The sequence below is a fragment of the Streptomyces katrae genome (genome assembly GCF_002028425.1).
Taxonomy (GTDB): domain Bacteria; phylum Actinomycetota; class Actinomycetes; order Streptomycetales; family Streptomycetaceae; genus Streptomyces; species Streptomyces katrae_A.
In genome coordinates, this window is record NZ_CP020042.1 from 6,100,652 (window position 1) to 6,115,673 (window position 15,022).

9 protein-coding genes, 1 pseudogene and 1 riboswitch are annotated in these 15,022 nt (G+C 73.4%); of the genes and pseudogenes, 8 read left to right on the forward strand and 2 right to left on the reverse strand.

Annotation, left to right across the window (positions count from 1 at the left end):
* The first annotated feature begins 82 nt into the window (after nt 1-82).
* The 4 genes from B4U46_RS27690 (at nt 83) to B4U46_RS27705 (ending at nt 4,494) form a co-directional block, all read left to right on the forward strand.
* Complete coding sequence (locus tag B4U46_RS27690; RefSeq protein ID WP_079430360.1) at nt 83-1,246, forward strand: XdhC family protein; 1,164 nt, start codon at nt 83-85, stop codon at nt 1,244-1,246.
* A 114-nt stretch (nt 1,247-1,360) separates the two neighbouring features.
* On the forward strand, nt 1,361-2,662 hold the full coding sequence (locus tag B4U46_RS27695) for a YncE family protein (RefSeq protein WP_079430361.1): 1,302 nt from the start codon (nt 1,361-1,363) through the stop codon (nt 2,660-2,662).
* Nucleotides 2,663-2,719: 57 nt separating this feature from the next.
* On the forward strand, nt 2,720-3,217 hold the full coding sequence (locus B4U46_RS27700) for a septum formation family protein (RefSeq protein ID WP_079430362.1): 498 nt from the start codon (nt 2,720-2,722) through the stop codon (nt 3,215-3,217).
* A gap of 68 nt (nt 3,218-3,285) precedes the next feature.
* Nucleotides 3,286-4,494 (forward strand): GNAT family N-acetyltransferase, encoded by a 1,209-nt coding sequence (locus B4U46_RS27705; protein WP_079430363.1) that lies wholly within the window; start codon nt 3,286-3,288, stop codon nt 4,492-4,494.
* On the opposite strand, the gene B4U46_RS27710 is transcribed toward B4U46_RS27705, so the two are convergent.
* Together B4U46_RS27710 and cobN are read right to left on the reverse strand one after the other, a co-directional pair.
* The gene (locus B4U46_RS27710) at nt 4,392-6,614 is read right to left on the reverse strand and encodes a terpene synthase family protein (RefSeq protein ID WP_079430364.1); all 2,223 of its coding nucleotides are present in this window, start codon (nt 6,612-6,614) and stop codon (nt 4,392-4,394) included. The genes B4U46_RS27705 and B4U46_RS27710 overlap by 103 nt on opposite strands.
* A 156-nt stretch (nt 6,615-6,770) precedes the next feature.
* The gene (gene cobN, locus B4U46_RS27715; RefSeq protein WP_079430365.1) at nt 6,771-10,391 is read right to left on the reverse strand and encodes a cobaltochelatase subunit CobN; all 3,621 of its coding nucleotides are present in this window, start codon (nt 10,389-10,391) and stop codon (nt 6,771-6,773) included.
* Nucleotides 10,392-10,423: 32 nt separating this feature from the next.
* Nucleotides 10,424-10,581, reverse strand: a riboswitch (cobalamin riboswitch).
* Nucleotides 10,582-10,969: 388 nt separating this feature from the next.
* Here cobN and B4U46_RS40395 point away from each other — a divergent pair.
* From B4U46_RS40395 to B4U46_RS27730, 4 genes and pseudogenes are all read left to right on the forward strand, one after another.
* A pseudogene (locus tag B4U46_RS40395) lies at nt 10,970-11,488 on the forward strand (cobalamin biosynthesis protein CobG); the annotation flags it as partial.
* Nucleotides 11,468-12,766 (forward strand): hypothetical protein, encoded by a 1,299-nt coding sequence (locus B4U46_RS40705; protein WP_398908196.1) that lies wholly within the window; start codon nt 11,468-11,470, stop codon nt 12,764-12,766. The pseudogene B4U46_RS40395 and the gene B4U46_RS40705, both read left to right, overlap by 21 nt.
* Entirely contained in the window at nt 12,763-13,410 is a 648-nt protein-coding gene (locus B4U46_RS27725; RefSeq protein ID WP_079430367.1) for a precorrin-8X methylmutase, read from the forward strand. The genes B4U46_RS40705 and B4U46_RS27725 overlap by 4 nt, the downstream gene beginning before the upstream one ends.
* The gene (locus tag B4U46_RS27730; protein WP_079430368.1) at nt 13,407-14,915 is read left to right on the forward strand and encodes a precorrin-2 C(20)-methyltransferase; all 1,509 of its coding nucleotides are present in this window, start codon (nt 13,407-13,409) and stop codon (nt 14,913-14,915) included. Before B4U46_RS27725 ends, B4U46_RS27730 begins: the two co-directional genes overlap by 4 nt.
* Nucleotides 14,916-15,022 lie beyond the last annotated feature (107 nt).

A 15,022-nucleotide genomic window follows, 5' to 3' on the forward strand; every position in this document is an offset into this window, starting at 1 on the left:
GCCCCCGCGGCCCGGTGCCGGCCGGGTCACCACCCTTCACGCAACCCATACTGGAAACCGAACCTCTCCGAGGAGGCCGCACATGCTGGACATCGCCGAAGAACTGAACCGGTGGGTCGAGCAGGGACGTGACTTCGCCGTCGCCACCGTGGTGGCGGTCGGCGGCAGCGCGCCCCGGCAGCCCGGAGCCGCCCTCGCCGTCGACAGCGAGGGCACGGCCATCGGCTCGGTTTCCGGCGGCTGCGTGGAGGGGGCCGTCTACGAGCTGTGCCGGCAGTCGCTCGAGGACGGCGAGACCGTCCAGGAGCGCTTCGGCTACAGCGACGACGACGCCTTCGCCGTGGGCCTGACCTGCGGCGGCATCATCGACATCCTGGTCACCCCGGTCCCCGTCGGCTCCCCCCGGCGCGAGGCCCTGGCCACCGCCCTGCGCGCCGCCTCGAACGGCGAGGCGGCGGCCCTCGCCCGGATAGCCGACGGCCCGGCCGAGCTGATGGGCCGCGCCCTGGTCGTCCTCGGCGACGGCTCCTTCGAAGGCGGCTTCGGCGGCCACCCCGAGCTCGACCGGACCATCGCCGAAGAGGCCCGCGCCATGCTGGACGCCGGCAAGACCGGCGTCCTGGAGATCGGCGCCGACGGCAGGCTCTGCGGAGAGCCCCTCAAGGTGCTCGTCGAGTCCAGCGTCCCGCCCCCGCGGATGATCGTCTTCGGGGCCATCGACTTCGCCTCCGCCCTGGTGCGGATCGGCAAGTTCCTCGGCTACCACGTCACGCTGTGCGACGCCCGGCCCGTGTTCGCCACGAAGAAGCGCTTCCCCGAGGCGGACGAGGTCGTGGTCGACTGGCCGCACCGCTACCTGGAGGCCCAGGCCCAGTCCGGTGCCGTCGACGGCCGCACCGTCCTGTGCGTCCTGACCCACGACGCCAAGTTCGACGTCCCGCTCCTCGAACTGGCCCTCAGGCTGCCCGTCGCCTACGTCGGCGCCATGGGCTCCCGCCGCACGCACGAGGACCGCAACAAGCGGCTGCGCGAGGTCGGCGTGACCGAGCTCGAACTGGCCCGCCTGCGCTCCCCGATCGGCCTGGACCTGGGCGCCCGCTCCCCGGAGGAGACCGCGCTGTCCATCGCCGCCGAGATCGTCGCCAACCGCCGCGGCGGCAGCGGAGCGGCCCTGACCGGTGCGCACATCCCGATCCACCGGGACTCCTCGCACACCGTGGTCTCCCGCATCGGCTCCGTCGCCTGAGCCGGCGGACCACCGGCACGACCGAAGGCGCAGCCTCCCGAGGGTTGCGCCTTCTGCGCGTCCAGCCTATTTTACCGGCCGGTAACGGAGCTTCTTCGCAACGGAGTTGAGCGGATGTCCCGGTACGGTCGCACCCCTTCACGCACCCTCCGCCTGGCCTGCGCCCTGGCACTGGCGGGCCTCGCGGCCGCGCTGGGCCCGGCCGCCGCCGCGTCCCCCCAGGCGGCGCCCGCCACGGAACCCGGGCTGCGGGAGGTGCTCTTCGTCGGCAACAACTGGGAGGGCACCGCCGACGTCCTCGCCTCCACCGGCGACCTCGCCCGCGTCGGCAGGATCAACGTGATCCCCGACAAGGAGGAAAGGCTCCGGGAGATCTACCTCAACCCCGTGAAGCTCGGCTTCTTCCTGGGCATCCGGGCCACCGCCGGCGAGGGCCACGACCAGTTCGCCGACGACATGTACACCACCCCCGACGGCACCGCGGTGGTCGTCTCGCGCCCCAGCTTCGCCGACGTGGTCTCCGTCGACCTGCGCTCGGGCCGCATCAACTGGCGCTTCCCCGTCGCCGGTTACCGCTCCGACCACATGGCCGTCTCGCCCGACGGCACCCGGGTGGCCGTCTCCGCCTCCACCGCCAACACCGTGCACGTCCTCGACATCGCCACCGGCCGCCAGGTCGGCTCCTTCGCCACCGGCGACAAGCCGCACGAGAACACCTACACCCAGGGCGGCCGCCTCCTGTGGAACAGCTCCATCGGGGACGTGACCTCCGCCCTCGACGCGCCCTGGCTGGACTGGACGAAGGGCGACCGCAAGCTCACCGTCGTCGACGCGCAGACCTTCCGCACCGTCCGGACCGTCGACATGCGCGAACGCCTCGACGCCTTCGGCCGCCAGGACCTCTCCGACGCCGTCCGCCCCATGGTCTTCACCCCCGACGAGTCCACGCTCTACTTCCAGGTCTCCTTCTTCAACGGCCTCGTGGAGTACGACGTCGCCGGCGACCGGATCACCCGGGTCAAGACCCTCCCCGAGAACCCCGCCACCAGCCGCGACCGCACCACCTGGGTCAACGACTCCCGCCACCACGGCCTGTCCATGAGCCCCGACGGCAGCAAGCTCTGCGTCGCCGGCACCATGGACGACTACGCCACCGTCGTGGACCGCGCCACCCTCGCCGAAGGCCCCCTGGTCCCCGCCGACAAGCCCTACTGGGCCACCGTCGACGGCGACGGCAAGGGCTGCGTCATCTCCGAGAGCGGCGCCGACCGGGTCACCGCCATCGACTTCGCCACCGGCGCCAAGCGGGTCTCCGTCCCCGTCGGCGACCACCCCCAGCGGGTCCGCCTCGGCCGCGTCCCGGCGGACTGGAGCGGCCCCGGCGCCCGGCAGGCCCCGGCGGCCACCCGGGAGTAGCGTGGGAAGGGGGAACACCCGTCGCGTCTCGCGCCCCCTGCAAGGAGAGCCGCGCGTATGTCCAGACTGCCCCGATCACCGCGCTCCCGTGCCCCCCACGGCGCGGCCCTGGCCCTCACGCTGTTCCTCGCGCTCTCCGGCCCCGGCCCGGCCTTCGCTGCCACGGCCGCCGGGGATCCGGGCGACATCGAGGTGGGGGACTGCTTCAACGCCAGCACCGCCCCGAAGGACTACCAGCGTGACAAGGTGACCCAAGGGCCCTTGTCGGTCGACATCGTGCCCTGCGACCAGCCGCACCAGTCCGAGGCGTACGCCGTCATCGCCTTGCCGGACGGACCCTATCCCGGCGAGAGCGCGCTCCTGCCCCTCGCCCGCGAGAAGTGCGGCGGCAAGACGCTTTCCGACTACGTGGGCACCGACGCGAAACTCTCGGCCACGTTGACGGAGTACTTCTTCGGTCCGTCCGCCGACAACTGGAAAGCCGGGGACCGCGACCTCATCTGCTATCTCAGCGAACCCGGGGGCAAGACCACCGGCTCCCTGCGCGCCTCCTGATCCTGAGTTCGCACAGATCAAGCCACTATGGTGCGAGCCGTCCGCGATGACCGTTTAGTCTCCTGATCATGGTGGACATCCGCGAGGTACCCGAGGACGGCATCGCCCGCGCCCAGGAGCACGCCTACCTGGTCTTCCACGACCGGCCCGAGCCGGAAGGGCGCGCCCGCCACCACGCCCTGCTGAGCCGCTGCGACCGCCTCGGCGCCTACGACGGGGACACCCTCGTCGGCTTCATGGCGGCACACCCCTTCCGGCTCACCGTCCCCGGCACCGAACTCGCCTGCCCGGGACTCACCTTCGTCTCCGTCGCCCCCACCCACCGGCGCCGCGGCGTCCTCACCGCCCTCATGGACGAACAACTGCGCCGCGCCCGGGCCGCCGGCAGCCCGCTCGTGTGCCTGTGGGCCTCCGAAGCCGCCATCTACGGCCGCTTCGGCTACGGCCCCGCCACCCAGGGCCTTACCATCGAGATCGACTCCAGCCGGCCGCTCGCCCTGCGCATCTCCCCCGACCCGCGCCCCCTGCGACTGGTCGACCCCGCCGACGCCCTCGCCGTCATCGGCCCCCGCCACGAGGCCGCCCGCCGCACCCGGGCCGGCCGCCCCAGCCGCAGCCCCGCCCGGTGGACCGAGGAATGGCTCTGCGAACAGGACGAGGAGGACGAGGAGTTGGGACCGCCCCGGATCCTCGTCCTCGGCGCGCCCGGGGAGCCGGCGGAGGGCTACGTCCTCTACCGCACCAAACAAGAGTCCGACGACGGCACCGCCCGCACGCCCCGCCTGGTCCGCGTGGACGAACTGGAGGCCGCCACCCCGGCCGTGGCGGCCGCCCTGTGGACCTACCTGGCCTCCCTCGACCTCACCGGAACCGTCCGCGCCTGGGGCCGCCCGGCGGACGACCCCCTGCTGTCCTTCGCCGCCGACCGCGACCAGGTCAGGGTCACCGCCCAGTACCCGGCGCTCTGGCTGCGCCTGGCCGACGTCGGGCAGGCGCTGACCGCGCGCTCGTGGGCGGCGCCGGTGGAACTCGTCCTGGACCTGGCCGACCCGCGGGTGCCCGCGAACGCCGGACGGTTCCGGCTCAAGGCGGGCCCGGACGGGGCGACGAAGGGGAGCCGTGCCGGGCATGGCGGCGGGGGCGGGCGAGCGGACCGCCCCCGCCGCTGCCCGGCTCAGGCGGGCAGCCCGATCCGCGCCGCCGCCATGCCGAAGCCGCTGTTCAGGACGGCGCTGGACAGCCCGCCGCCCTGCCGGCGCAGATCGTCCTCACCATAACGGTGCGTCTTCAGGTGCCAGTTGAGGATCCCCGCAAGCCAGTCCTGGAGCTCGCCCACGTAGGCGTCGAGACCGGCCCGGCCGGCGGCGTCCAGCCTCCAGTCGTCGTACAGCCGCGGCAACCGGTCGTCGATGATGTGCTGGAACTCCTCGGTGCGCTGCGTCATGAGGGAGTGGCAGATGTGCAGGGCCTGCGGATATCCGATGCCGAAGAAGTTGCGGGTGACGACCAGGTGGTTGTGCATCTCCCCCTCGAACTCCACCTCCTTCTGGTAGGAGAAGATGTCGTTCATGATGCAGGCGATGTCCGCCGCCGCGTTCTCCAGCGAACGGATGGTGCTCGACCGGTAGATCGCGGCGGGGATGCCCCGCCCCTCGTGGCCGAGCCGGCACATGTACATCGTCAGCTGCGAGCCGAAGGTGTGGCGGCGCATCTCGGCATAGTCCACGGGGTCGGGGATCCGGCGATGGGCTTGGTTCTCCACCTCCCACACCCAGCTCTTCAGCATCTCCACCACCGTGCTCCTGAACTCGGCGCGGACGTCCGGGGCCATGTCCCGGCTCGTGCGCACCCACAGGTCGGCAAGGGAACGCTCCATCACGATGACCGGTGCCACCACCGGTGCGGCGCCGTCCAGCGGCATCATCTCGATCAGCCGGGCGGTGGCGGCCTTGGCGGCCGCGATGTCACCGGCCTGCCCGAACACCAGGGGGTAGTAGTCGTCCGCGTACGTGCCCCACGTCAGCCAGCACGCGTTGAGGAGCAGCGCATCGGGGCCGGCGTCGGGGTCGATACCGGCGGAGCAGAGGGCGAATTCGTAACCGTTCAGCTTCTGTTCGTCCCAGATGACCGAACCGGGGTCGCCCGGCTGCGGCTCCAGCATCCCCATGCGCCGCGCCCAGTCCAGCGCCCCTTCGCGCGCGTACTCCAGGTGCGGGCTGAGGGACAGCCGGTAGGGCAGGTGGATGTCGGGGATCACGGACGGGCCGGTGTGCTCGAAGGGGGTGAAGGAGAAGGAGCGGCGGCGCATCTCCACCGACCGGCGGGTGAAGACGGACCCGAGGTCGAACGCGCTGGTCCCGAGCCCGCGCGGCAGGAACGGCAGCGACAGCCGGGCGGTGGGCCTGGCCCCCTCGTTCATGTAGCGGCCGGAGACCATGTGCCACTCGTGCCCCCCGGACTGCCAGTCCTGCAGGCCCTTGACGTAGGCGAGGACGGCCGCGACCTCGGGCGGGGTGAGGGCGTGGTCGGCGAAGAGGCGGGGGAGTTCGGCGAGGGCGGTCTGCTCGAACTGCTGGAGGCGTGAGGTGATCAGGTCGTTGGAGATCTCTGCGGCCTCCTGGGTGGAGCACCCGAGGAAGGTCTCCAGCACCAGGACGGCGTTCGACAGCTCGCCCTCGTCGGTGACTTCGCGCTGGTAGGAGAAGATGTCGTTCCTGACGTGCACGGCGTCGGAGAAGGAGTCCCGCAGCACGGCCAGCGGCCGCGAGTGCGCCACGCGCGCCGGCACCTCGGCGGCCACGTACTCCACCAGCCCGGCCGACCAGGGCGCCCCGCCCACCTTCCGCCGCATCTCGATGTACTCGAGGGGGTTCGCGACGCGCCCGATGCCGATGTTGGCGAGCTCCCACATCGACTCGTCGAGCAGGTTCCTGGTGGACAGGGAGAACCGCTCCCGCCAGTCCGCCGTCATGGCCGGGACGGTACGCGCCCACAGGTCGGCGAGCCCGGCCTCGACGGGATTGGTCGCCTCGGGGAAACCTTCCGCCAGGTCCATCGGCATGAAGGCGGCGAGCCGGTCGAGGTAGGCCTTGGCGCCGTCGCGGTCCTGGGAACGCTTGTACATTTCCAGGAAGTGGTCGTCGAAGAAGAACACCCACACGTACCAGTCGGTGACCAGGGACAGCGCCTCGCCGTCGCAGTCGGGGTGCGTGTACGAGCAGAGCAGCGCGTAGTCGTGCGAGTCGAGGTCCGCCTCGTCCCACACCCCGGACCCCTCCAGCATCCCGAGCCCCCGCGCCCACGTCTTGGTGTGGGCCCTGGCCTCCTCCAGGTGGGGGTTCAGCCGCGCCGGGTACGGCACGTAGAACTCCGGCAGTTGAAACGGCTGCTGCGTCACGAGGGGGCACGCCTTTCGTCCGGCCACGGGGCCCGGCCGACCCGGCCCCCGCACGAGATCAGCACTGCCCTACCCCGCCGGGACCCCGGACAAGGCGCATTTCACCGCTTCAGGTGACACGGCCCCCGTTCCCCGGCGCGGGGGCCCGGCGGGGGGTTAGTCGGAGTCGCCCTCCAGGTTGCCTTCCGTGTCCAGGTAGACCTGGCGGAGGGATTCCAGGATCTGGGGGTCCGGCTTTTCCCACATGCCGCGGGATTCGGCTTCCAGGAGGCGTTCCGCGATGCCGTGGAGGGCCCAGGGGTTGGCCTCCTCCAGGAAGGCGCGGTTCTCGGGGTCCAGGACGTAGGTTTCCGTCAGCTTGTCGTACATCCAGTCTGCGACCACGCCCGTTGTGGCGTCGTAGCCGAAGAGGTAGTCGACCGTCGCCGCGAGTTCGAAGGCGCCCTTGTAGCCGTGGCGGCGCATCGCCTCGATCCACTTGGGGTTGACCACGCGGGCGCGGAAGACGCGGCTGGTTTCTTCGACGAGAGTGCGGGTCTTGACCGTTTCCGGGCGGGTGGAGTCGCCGATGTAGGCCTCGGGGGCCGTGCCGCGCAGGGCGCGGACCGTGGCCACCATGCCGCCGTGGTACTGGAAGTAGTCGTCCGAGTCGGCGATGTCGTGCTCTCGGGTGTCCGTGTTTTTTGCGGCGACCGTGATGCGCTTGTACGCCGTCTCCATCTCGGTGCGGGCCGGGCGGCCTTCGAGGCCGCGGCCGTAGGCGTAGCCGCCCCAGACCGTGTAGACCTCCGCGAGGTCGGCGTCGGTGCGCCAGTCGCGGGAGTCGATCAGCTGGAGGATGCCCGCGCCGTAGGTGCCCGGGCGGGAGCCGAAGATGCGGGTGGTGGCCTTGCGTTCGTCGCCGTGGGCGGCGAGGTCGGCCTGGGCGTGGGCGCGGATGAAGTTCTCGGCGTGCGGTTCGTCCAGGGAGGCCGCCAGGCGGACCGCGTCGTCCAGGAGGCCGATGACGTGCGGGAACGCGTCGCGGAAGAAGCCCGAGATGCGGAGGGTGACGTCGATTCGGGGGCGGGCGAGTTCCGACAGGGGGATCGCTTCGATGCCCGTGACGCGGCGGGAGGCCTCGTCCCAGACCGGGCGGATGCCCAGGAGGGCGAGGGCTTCGGCCACGTCGTCGCCCGCCGTGCGCATCGCGCTCGTGCCCCAGAGGGACAGGCCGACCGAGGCCGGCCACTCGTCGGCGTGGTCCGCGCGGTAGCGGGCCAGGAGGGAGTCGGCCAGGGCCTGGCCCGTCTCCCACGCGAGGCGGGAGGGGACGGCCTTCGGGTCGACCGAGTAGAAGTTGCGGCCCGTCGGGAGGACGTTGACCAGGCCGCGGAGGGGGGAGCCGGAGGGGCCGGCCGGGACGAAGCCGCCGTCCAGGGCGGTGAGGACGTTCGTGATCTCGGCCGTGGTGCCGGCCAGGCGGGGGGCCACCTCGTTCGCCGCGAAGGTGAGGATGTCGGAGACCGCCTGAGGGTGGCCGGCCGAGATGGTGGCTACCGCCTCGGGGGACCAGTTCGCGTCCTCCATCGCCTGGACCAGGGCGCGGGCCGTCTCCTCGACGGTGTCCGCCGCGGTGCGGGTGGCCGCCGACTCGTCGAGGCCGAGGGCCTCGCGCAGGCCGGGCAGGGCGGAGGTGCCGCCCCAGATCTGGCGGGCGCGCAGGATGGACAGGATCAGGTTGACGCGGGCCTCACCGGTCGGGGCGCCGCCCAGGACGTGCAGGCCGTCGCGGATCTGGGCGTCCTTGACCTCGCACAGCCAGCCGTCGACGTGGAGGAGGAAGTCGTCGAAGCCGTCGTCGTCGGGGCGTTCGTCCAGGCCGAGGTCGTGGTCGAGCTTCGCCGCCTGGATCAGGGTCCAGATCTGTGCGCGGATCGCCGGGAGCTTGGACGGGTCCATGGAGCTGATCTGGGCGTACTCGTCCAGGTGCTGTTCGAGGCGGGCGATGTCGCCGTACGACTCGGCGCGCGCCATCGGCGGGACCAGGTGGTCGACCAGGGTGGCGTGCACCCGGCGCTTGGCCTGGGTGCCCTCGCCCGGGTCGTTGACCAGGAAGGGGTAGACGAGGGGGAGGTCGCCGAGGGCCGCGTCCGGGGAGCAGGAGGCGGACAGGCCCGCGTTCTTGCCGGGCAGCCATTCGAGGTTGCCGTGCTTGCCCAGGTGGATCATGGCGTCGGCGCCGAAGCCGCCGTCGGCGGCCGATGCCTGGATCCAGCGGTAGGCGGCCAGGTAGTGGTGCGAGGGCGGCAGGTCCGGGTCGTGGTAGATCGCGATCGGGTTCTCGCCGAAGCCGCGCGGCGGCTGGATGAGGATGAGGAGGTTCCCACGGCGCAGGGCGGCGAGGACGATGTCGCCGTCCGGGTTCGAGGAGCGGTCCACGAACATGTTGCCGGGGGCTTCGCCCCAGTGCTCCTCGACGCTCTCGCGGAGGTCCGCGGGCAGCTCGGCGAACCAGCGCTTGTAGTCGGCCGCCGGGATGCGGACCGGGTTGCGGGCCAGCTGCTCCTCGGTGAGCCAGTCCTGGTCGTGGCCGCCGGCCTCGATCAGGGCGCGGATCAGCTCGTCGCCGTCGCCGGAGACCAGGCCCGGGATGTCGGCGGCGGGGCCGAAGTCGTAACCGGCCGAGATGAGGGTGCGCAGGAGTTCCACCGCGCTGGCCGGGGTGTCCAGGCCGACCGCGTTGCCGATGCGGGAGTGCTTGGTGGGGTACGCGGAGAGGACCAGCGCGATCTTCTTGTCGGCGGCGGCGATGTGCCGCAGGCGGGCGTGGCGGACGGCGATGCCGGCCACGCGGGCGGCGCGTTCGGCGTCGGCGACGTAGGCGGGCAGGCCGTCCTCGTCGATCTCCTTGAAGGAGAACGGGACGGTGATCAGCCGGCCGTCGAACTCGGGCACGGCGACCTGGGTGGCGGCGTCGAGCGGGGACAGGCCCTCGTCGTTCTCCTCCCAGTTGCCGCGCGAGCCCGTCAGGCACAGGGCCTGGAGGATCGGCACGCCGAGACCGGCCAGGGCGCCCGCGTCCCAGGACTCGTCGTCCCCGCCCGCCGAGGCGGTGGCGGGGCGGGTGCCGCCGGCGGCGAGGACGGTGGTGATGACCGCGTCCGCGCCGGACAGGGCCTGGAGGAGTTCCGGCTCGGGCGTGCGCAGGGAGGAGACGTACAGGGGGAGCGGGCGGCCGCCCTTGGCCTCGATGGCGTCGCACAGGGCGTGGACGAAGGCGGTGTTGCCGCTCATCTGGTGGGCGCGGTAGTAGAGCACCGCGACCTGGGGGCCGGTCGCCTCCGTGGCGGGGCGCTCCAGGGGGCCCCAGGTGGGGGAGGCGGCCGGGGGCTCGAAGCCGTGGCCGGTGAGCAGGACCGTGTCGGAGAGGAAGCGGGCCAGCTGGCCGAGGTTGGCCGGGCCGCCGTGCGCGAGGTAGCCGTGCGCCTCGGCGGCGATGCCGATCGGGACCGTGGAGGCCTCCATCAGCTGGGCGTCCGGGGCCTGTTCGCCGGTCAGGACCACCACGGGGCGGGTCTGGCCGGGGGCGAGGAGCACGTCGAGGCCCTCCTGCCAGGCGCGCAGGCCGCCGAGGAGGCGTACGACGACCAGCTCGGCGCCGTCGAGGAGGCCGGGGAGGTCGTCGAGGGGGAGGCGGGAGGGGTTCGCGAACCGGTACGGCACGGGGCCGCCGGCGGTGTTCGCGGCGCGGGCGCTGAGCAGATCGGTGTCGGACGTCGACAGCAGCAGGATCATGCGGCGGCAGGCCTTCCTCGGGGTTTCCGCGCCCCGGGCAGTGAGGACAGCGGGAGTTCCTGACTCACCCGGCGGATCGCTCCGCGGGGCTCACAGTGGCGGGACCGCGCCGGAATCGCACCGGGCTTCCTCCCATGTCGCCGTCCTCGGCGATGACGGGCCGAGTGGTCCGCCGGAAGGTCATCTTAGGTGGCCTTTTCCCTGGCCGGGAGGTGGGGTGGCCCGGTGGGGTGGGTCGGTGGGCTGGGCCGGTGGGGTGGGTCGGTCTCGCGGGCGGGTGGGGTGTGGTGGGGTGCGGTGCGGTGCGGTGCGGTGTGCCGTGGGGGCTCTGCCCTCGGGGCTGCGTCGCAAACGCCGGGCGGGGTGCGGGGGCCGCTGCGCGGAGCCGTCTCCCCGCCCCGCCCTTTCGCCGTCTCTCCGCCAGCTACCGCTGGGAGGTGCCCCCAGGGGCTCCGCCCCGGACCCCGCGTCTCGGACGCCGGCGAGGCCGGATTCCGCCCGGCGGGGTCCGGACGCTCACGGCGGATCCCCTGGTCGGGGTGGCGACGGACACAGGTCGGCAGTGGGGAATCGTGGGTATGCTCGCGGCCATGCCGCCCCAGCCACCTTCCGCCGCATCGCGGGACGAACCCGTCATACGTGACCGCGGTGACGCCTGTCCCGGCGCGCTGCGGCTGCACGCCGCCGACGACGGCTACCTCGCGCGCGTCCGGATCCCCGGCGGGCTGCTCACCACGCGGCAGGCCGTCGCCCTCGGAGACGCCGCCGACCGGTTCGGCGATGGGCACCTGGAGCTCACCTCCCGCGGCAACGTCCAGCTGCGCGGTCTCGCCGAAGGCTGCGGCGGCGGGCTCGCGGAGCTCCTGGACGGAGCCGGGCTGCTGCCCGCGCCCAGCCATGAGCGGGTGCGCAACATCGTGGCCACCCCGGTGGCCGGGCCCCAAGTCGTGGGCTGGGTCCGGGAACTCGACCGGCTGCTGTGCGCCAGCGCCCGGGCGGCGGAGCTGTCCGGCCGGTTCCTGTTCGCCCTCGACGACGGGCGGGGGGACGTGGCCGCCCTCGACCCCGATGTGACCGTGCTGGCACGCGGTCCCGAGGCCGCCCGCGGCCCGGGAAGTTCCACGGATCCGGACGGCGCGGCGGTCCCTGCGGGTCCTGTCGGTCCCAGGGGTTCCGATGGCCTCGACAGCCTTGACGGATTCGGTGGCCGCGACGGCCGCGGTGGCGGCGACGGCCGCGGTGGCCGCGGTGGCCGCGGTGGCCGCGTCGGGCTCAACAGCCCCGGTGGCCCTGACGGCCGCGGTGGCCGCGACAGGCTCAACGGCCCCCACGGCAGGCTCAATGGCCCCGAGGGCCGTGGTGGCCTCGACGGATTCGATGGCTGCGAAGGCCGCGAAGGCCGCGAAGGCCGCGATGGCGGTGGCCGCGGTGGCTTCGATGGCCTCGACGGCCGTGGTGGCCTTGACGGCTTCGGTGGCTGCGAAGGCCTCAATAGCCGCGATGGCGGTGGCCTTGACGGCCGCGGTGGCCCCGACGGCCCCGGTGGCCCGAAGGGGGCCGGCGGATCTGGCGGTTCCGGGGCCGGGGCGGAGGCCGGGGTCGGTAGCGGCGGTGGGCGGCGGGCCCTCGTACGGCTCGGAGCCGGGCGTGGTGCCGTCGAGGTCGCGGCCGTCGATGCCGCACGTGCCGCTCTGTGTGCCGCCGAGTACTTCCTCGATGTCGTCGGTACCGCCGGGACCCGGGCCTGGCGTGTTGCCGAGTTGCCCCCCGAACACGCCTTGGACGAGCGGGAGTTCGTGCGGCGCCTAGCCGACGCAGGGATCGCCGCCCGGCACGTGCCCGAGGTGGCCTGGCCGTACGCCGAGCCGCCCCGGCCCGGGCGCGTGGGCGCGGCCGGGCTGTGCGTGCTGCCCCCGCTCGGGCGGGTCGGCACCGCGCAGTGGCGGGTCCTGGCCGAGGCCACCGACGGCGGCGAGCTGCGCGTCACCCCGTGGCGCAGCCTCGTCCTCCCGCGCGCGGACGCCGACGGCGCCGCACGCATCGAGGCGGCCGGCCTCGTCGTCCGGCCCGAAAGCCCCTGGCGGACCGTCACCGCCTGTACGGGCAAGCCCGGTTGCGCCAAGTCCCTCGCGGACGTACGCGCCGACGCGCGTGCCGTCGTAAGGGAACAGAAGGCCGCCGGGGAACTGCCCGTGCACTGGTCGGGCTGCGCCCGCCGGTGCGGGCATCCGCGCGGCACCGCCTGGGCGGACCTCGTCGCCACCCCCGACGGCTACGAACTCGACGGGCGGCCCGTCCCGCACGCAGACCTGGCGGCCGCCCTCACGGCCGCACGCACCACCCCCACCACAACCGAAGCCGCAGTGAAGAAATGAGCGAGTACACCGTGTTCGAGTACGAGAAGGACGGCGCCGCGATCTACCGCCAGTCCTTTGCCACGATCCGCGCCGAGGCGGACCTCTCCGGGCTGCCCGCCTCGGTCGCCCAGGTCGCGGTGCGCATGATTCACGCCTGCGGCATGACCGACCTCCCCCAGGACCTCGGCTACACCCCCGAGGTCGTCCTGCGCGCCCGCGCCGCGCTGCACGCCGGCGCGCCGGTCCTGTGCGACGTGCAGATGGTCGCCAGCGGCGTCACCCGCAAGCGGCTGCCCGCCGGCAACGAGGTGATCTGCACCCTCTCCGACCCGGCCGTGCCCGCGCTCGCCGCGAAGATGGGCACCACCCGCAGCGCCGCAGCCCTCGAAGTCTGGCGTGACCGGGGCCTGTTGGAGAACTCCGTCATCGCCGTCGGCAACGCCCCGACCGCGCTGTTCCGGCTGCTGGAGATGATCGAGGAGGGCGCCCCGCGCCCCGCCGCCGTCATCGGCGTGCCCGTGGGCTTCATCGGCGCCGCCGAGTCCAAGGACGCCCTCGCCGCCCACCCCTCGGGCCTCGACCACCTGATCGTGCGCGGCCGGCGCGGCGGCAGCGCCATCGCGGCCGCCGCGGTCAACGCGATCGCGAGCGAGGAAGAATGAGCGGCACGGACCACAACACGGCGAAGGGCAAGCTGTACGGGGTCGGGCTCGGGCCCGGCGACCCGTCGTTGATGACCCTGCGGGCCGTCGAGGTGATAGCGCAAGCGGACGTCGTCGCCTACCACAGCGCCCGCCACGGCCGTTCCATCGCCCGCTCGATCGCCGCGAAGCACCTGCGCGCCGACCACGTCGAGGAGCCGCTGGTCTACCCGGTCACCACCGAGACCACCGACCACCCCGGCGGCTACCAGGGCGCGATGGAGGAGTTCTACGAGGCCTCCGCCGCCCGCCTGGCCGCGCACCTGGACGCCGGCCGGACCGTCGCCGTGCTCGCGGAGGGCGACCCGCTCTTCTACGGCTCGTACATGCACATGCACAAGCGGCTCGCCGACCGCTACGAGGCGGAGGTCGTCCCCGGCGTCACCTCGGTGAGCGCCGCCGCCGCCCGCCTCGGCACCCCGCTGGTCGAGGGCGAGGAGGTGCTGACGATCCTGCCCGGCACCCTGCCCGAGGAGGAGCTCACCGCCCGCCTCGCCGCCACCGATTCGGCCGTCGTCATGAAGCTCGGCCGTACCTTCCCCGCCGTGCGGCGGGCGATGGAGGGCAGCGGCCGGCTGGCGGAGGCCCGTTACGTCGAGCGCGCCACGATGGAGGGCGAGCGGACCGGGGTCCTCGCGGACACCGACCCCGACAGCGTCCCGTACTTCGCCGTCGCCGTCGTGCCCAGCCGCATCGGCAACCCGGGCAGCGCGCCGTCCGGGCCCGGCGAGGTCGTCGTCGTCGGCACCGGCCCGGCCGGGCCGCTGTGGCTGACCCCCGAGACGAAGCGGGCGCTGGCCGACGCCGAGGTACTGGTCGGGTACACCACCTACCTGGACCGGGTGCCGGTCAAGCCGGGCCAGGTGCGGCACGGCTCCGACAACAAGGTGGAGTCCGAGCGGGCCGAGTTCGCCCTCGACCTCGCCCGGCGCGGCAAGCGGGTCGCGGTGGTGTCCGGCGGCGACCCCGGGGTCTTCGCCATGGCCACGGCGGTCTTGGAGGTGGCCGGCCAGGCCCCCTACGCGGACGTGCCCGTACGGGTGCTGCCGGGCGTGACGGCGGCCAACGCGGCGGCCGCCGCGGCCGGGGCCCCGCTGGGCCACGACTACGCCACCCTCTCGCTCTCCGACCGGCTCAAGCCGTGGGAGGTCATCGCGGAGCGGCTGCGCGCGGCCGCCGCCGCCGATCTGGTGCTCGCCCTGTACAACCCGGGCTCGCGCAGCCGGACCTGGCAGGTGGCCCAGGCACGGGAACTGCTGCTGGAGCTGCGCGCGCCGCAGACGCCGGTGGTCGTGGCCCGGGACGTGGGCGGCCCGGAGCAGTCGGTGCGGATCGTCACGCTGGCCGAACTGGAGCCGTCCGAGGTGGACATGCGGACGATCCTGCTGATCGGCTCCTCGCAGACGCAGGTGACCGAGCGGCCCGACGGGTCGCGGGTGACGTGGACGCCGCGCCGCTATCCGTGACGGTGGTGCCGTGGCCCGGACCGGGATCCCCCGGACCGGGCCGCGGCCGGACCGGGATCCCCCGGACCGGGCCACGGCCGGACCGTCGTTCCGTCCGGGGCGCGGGA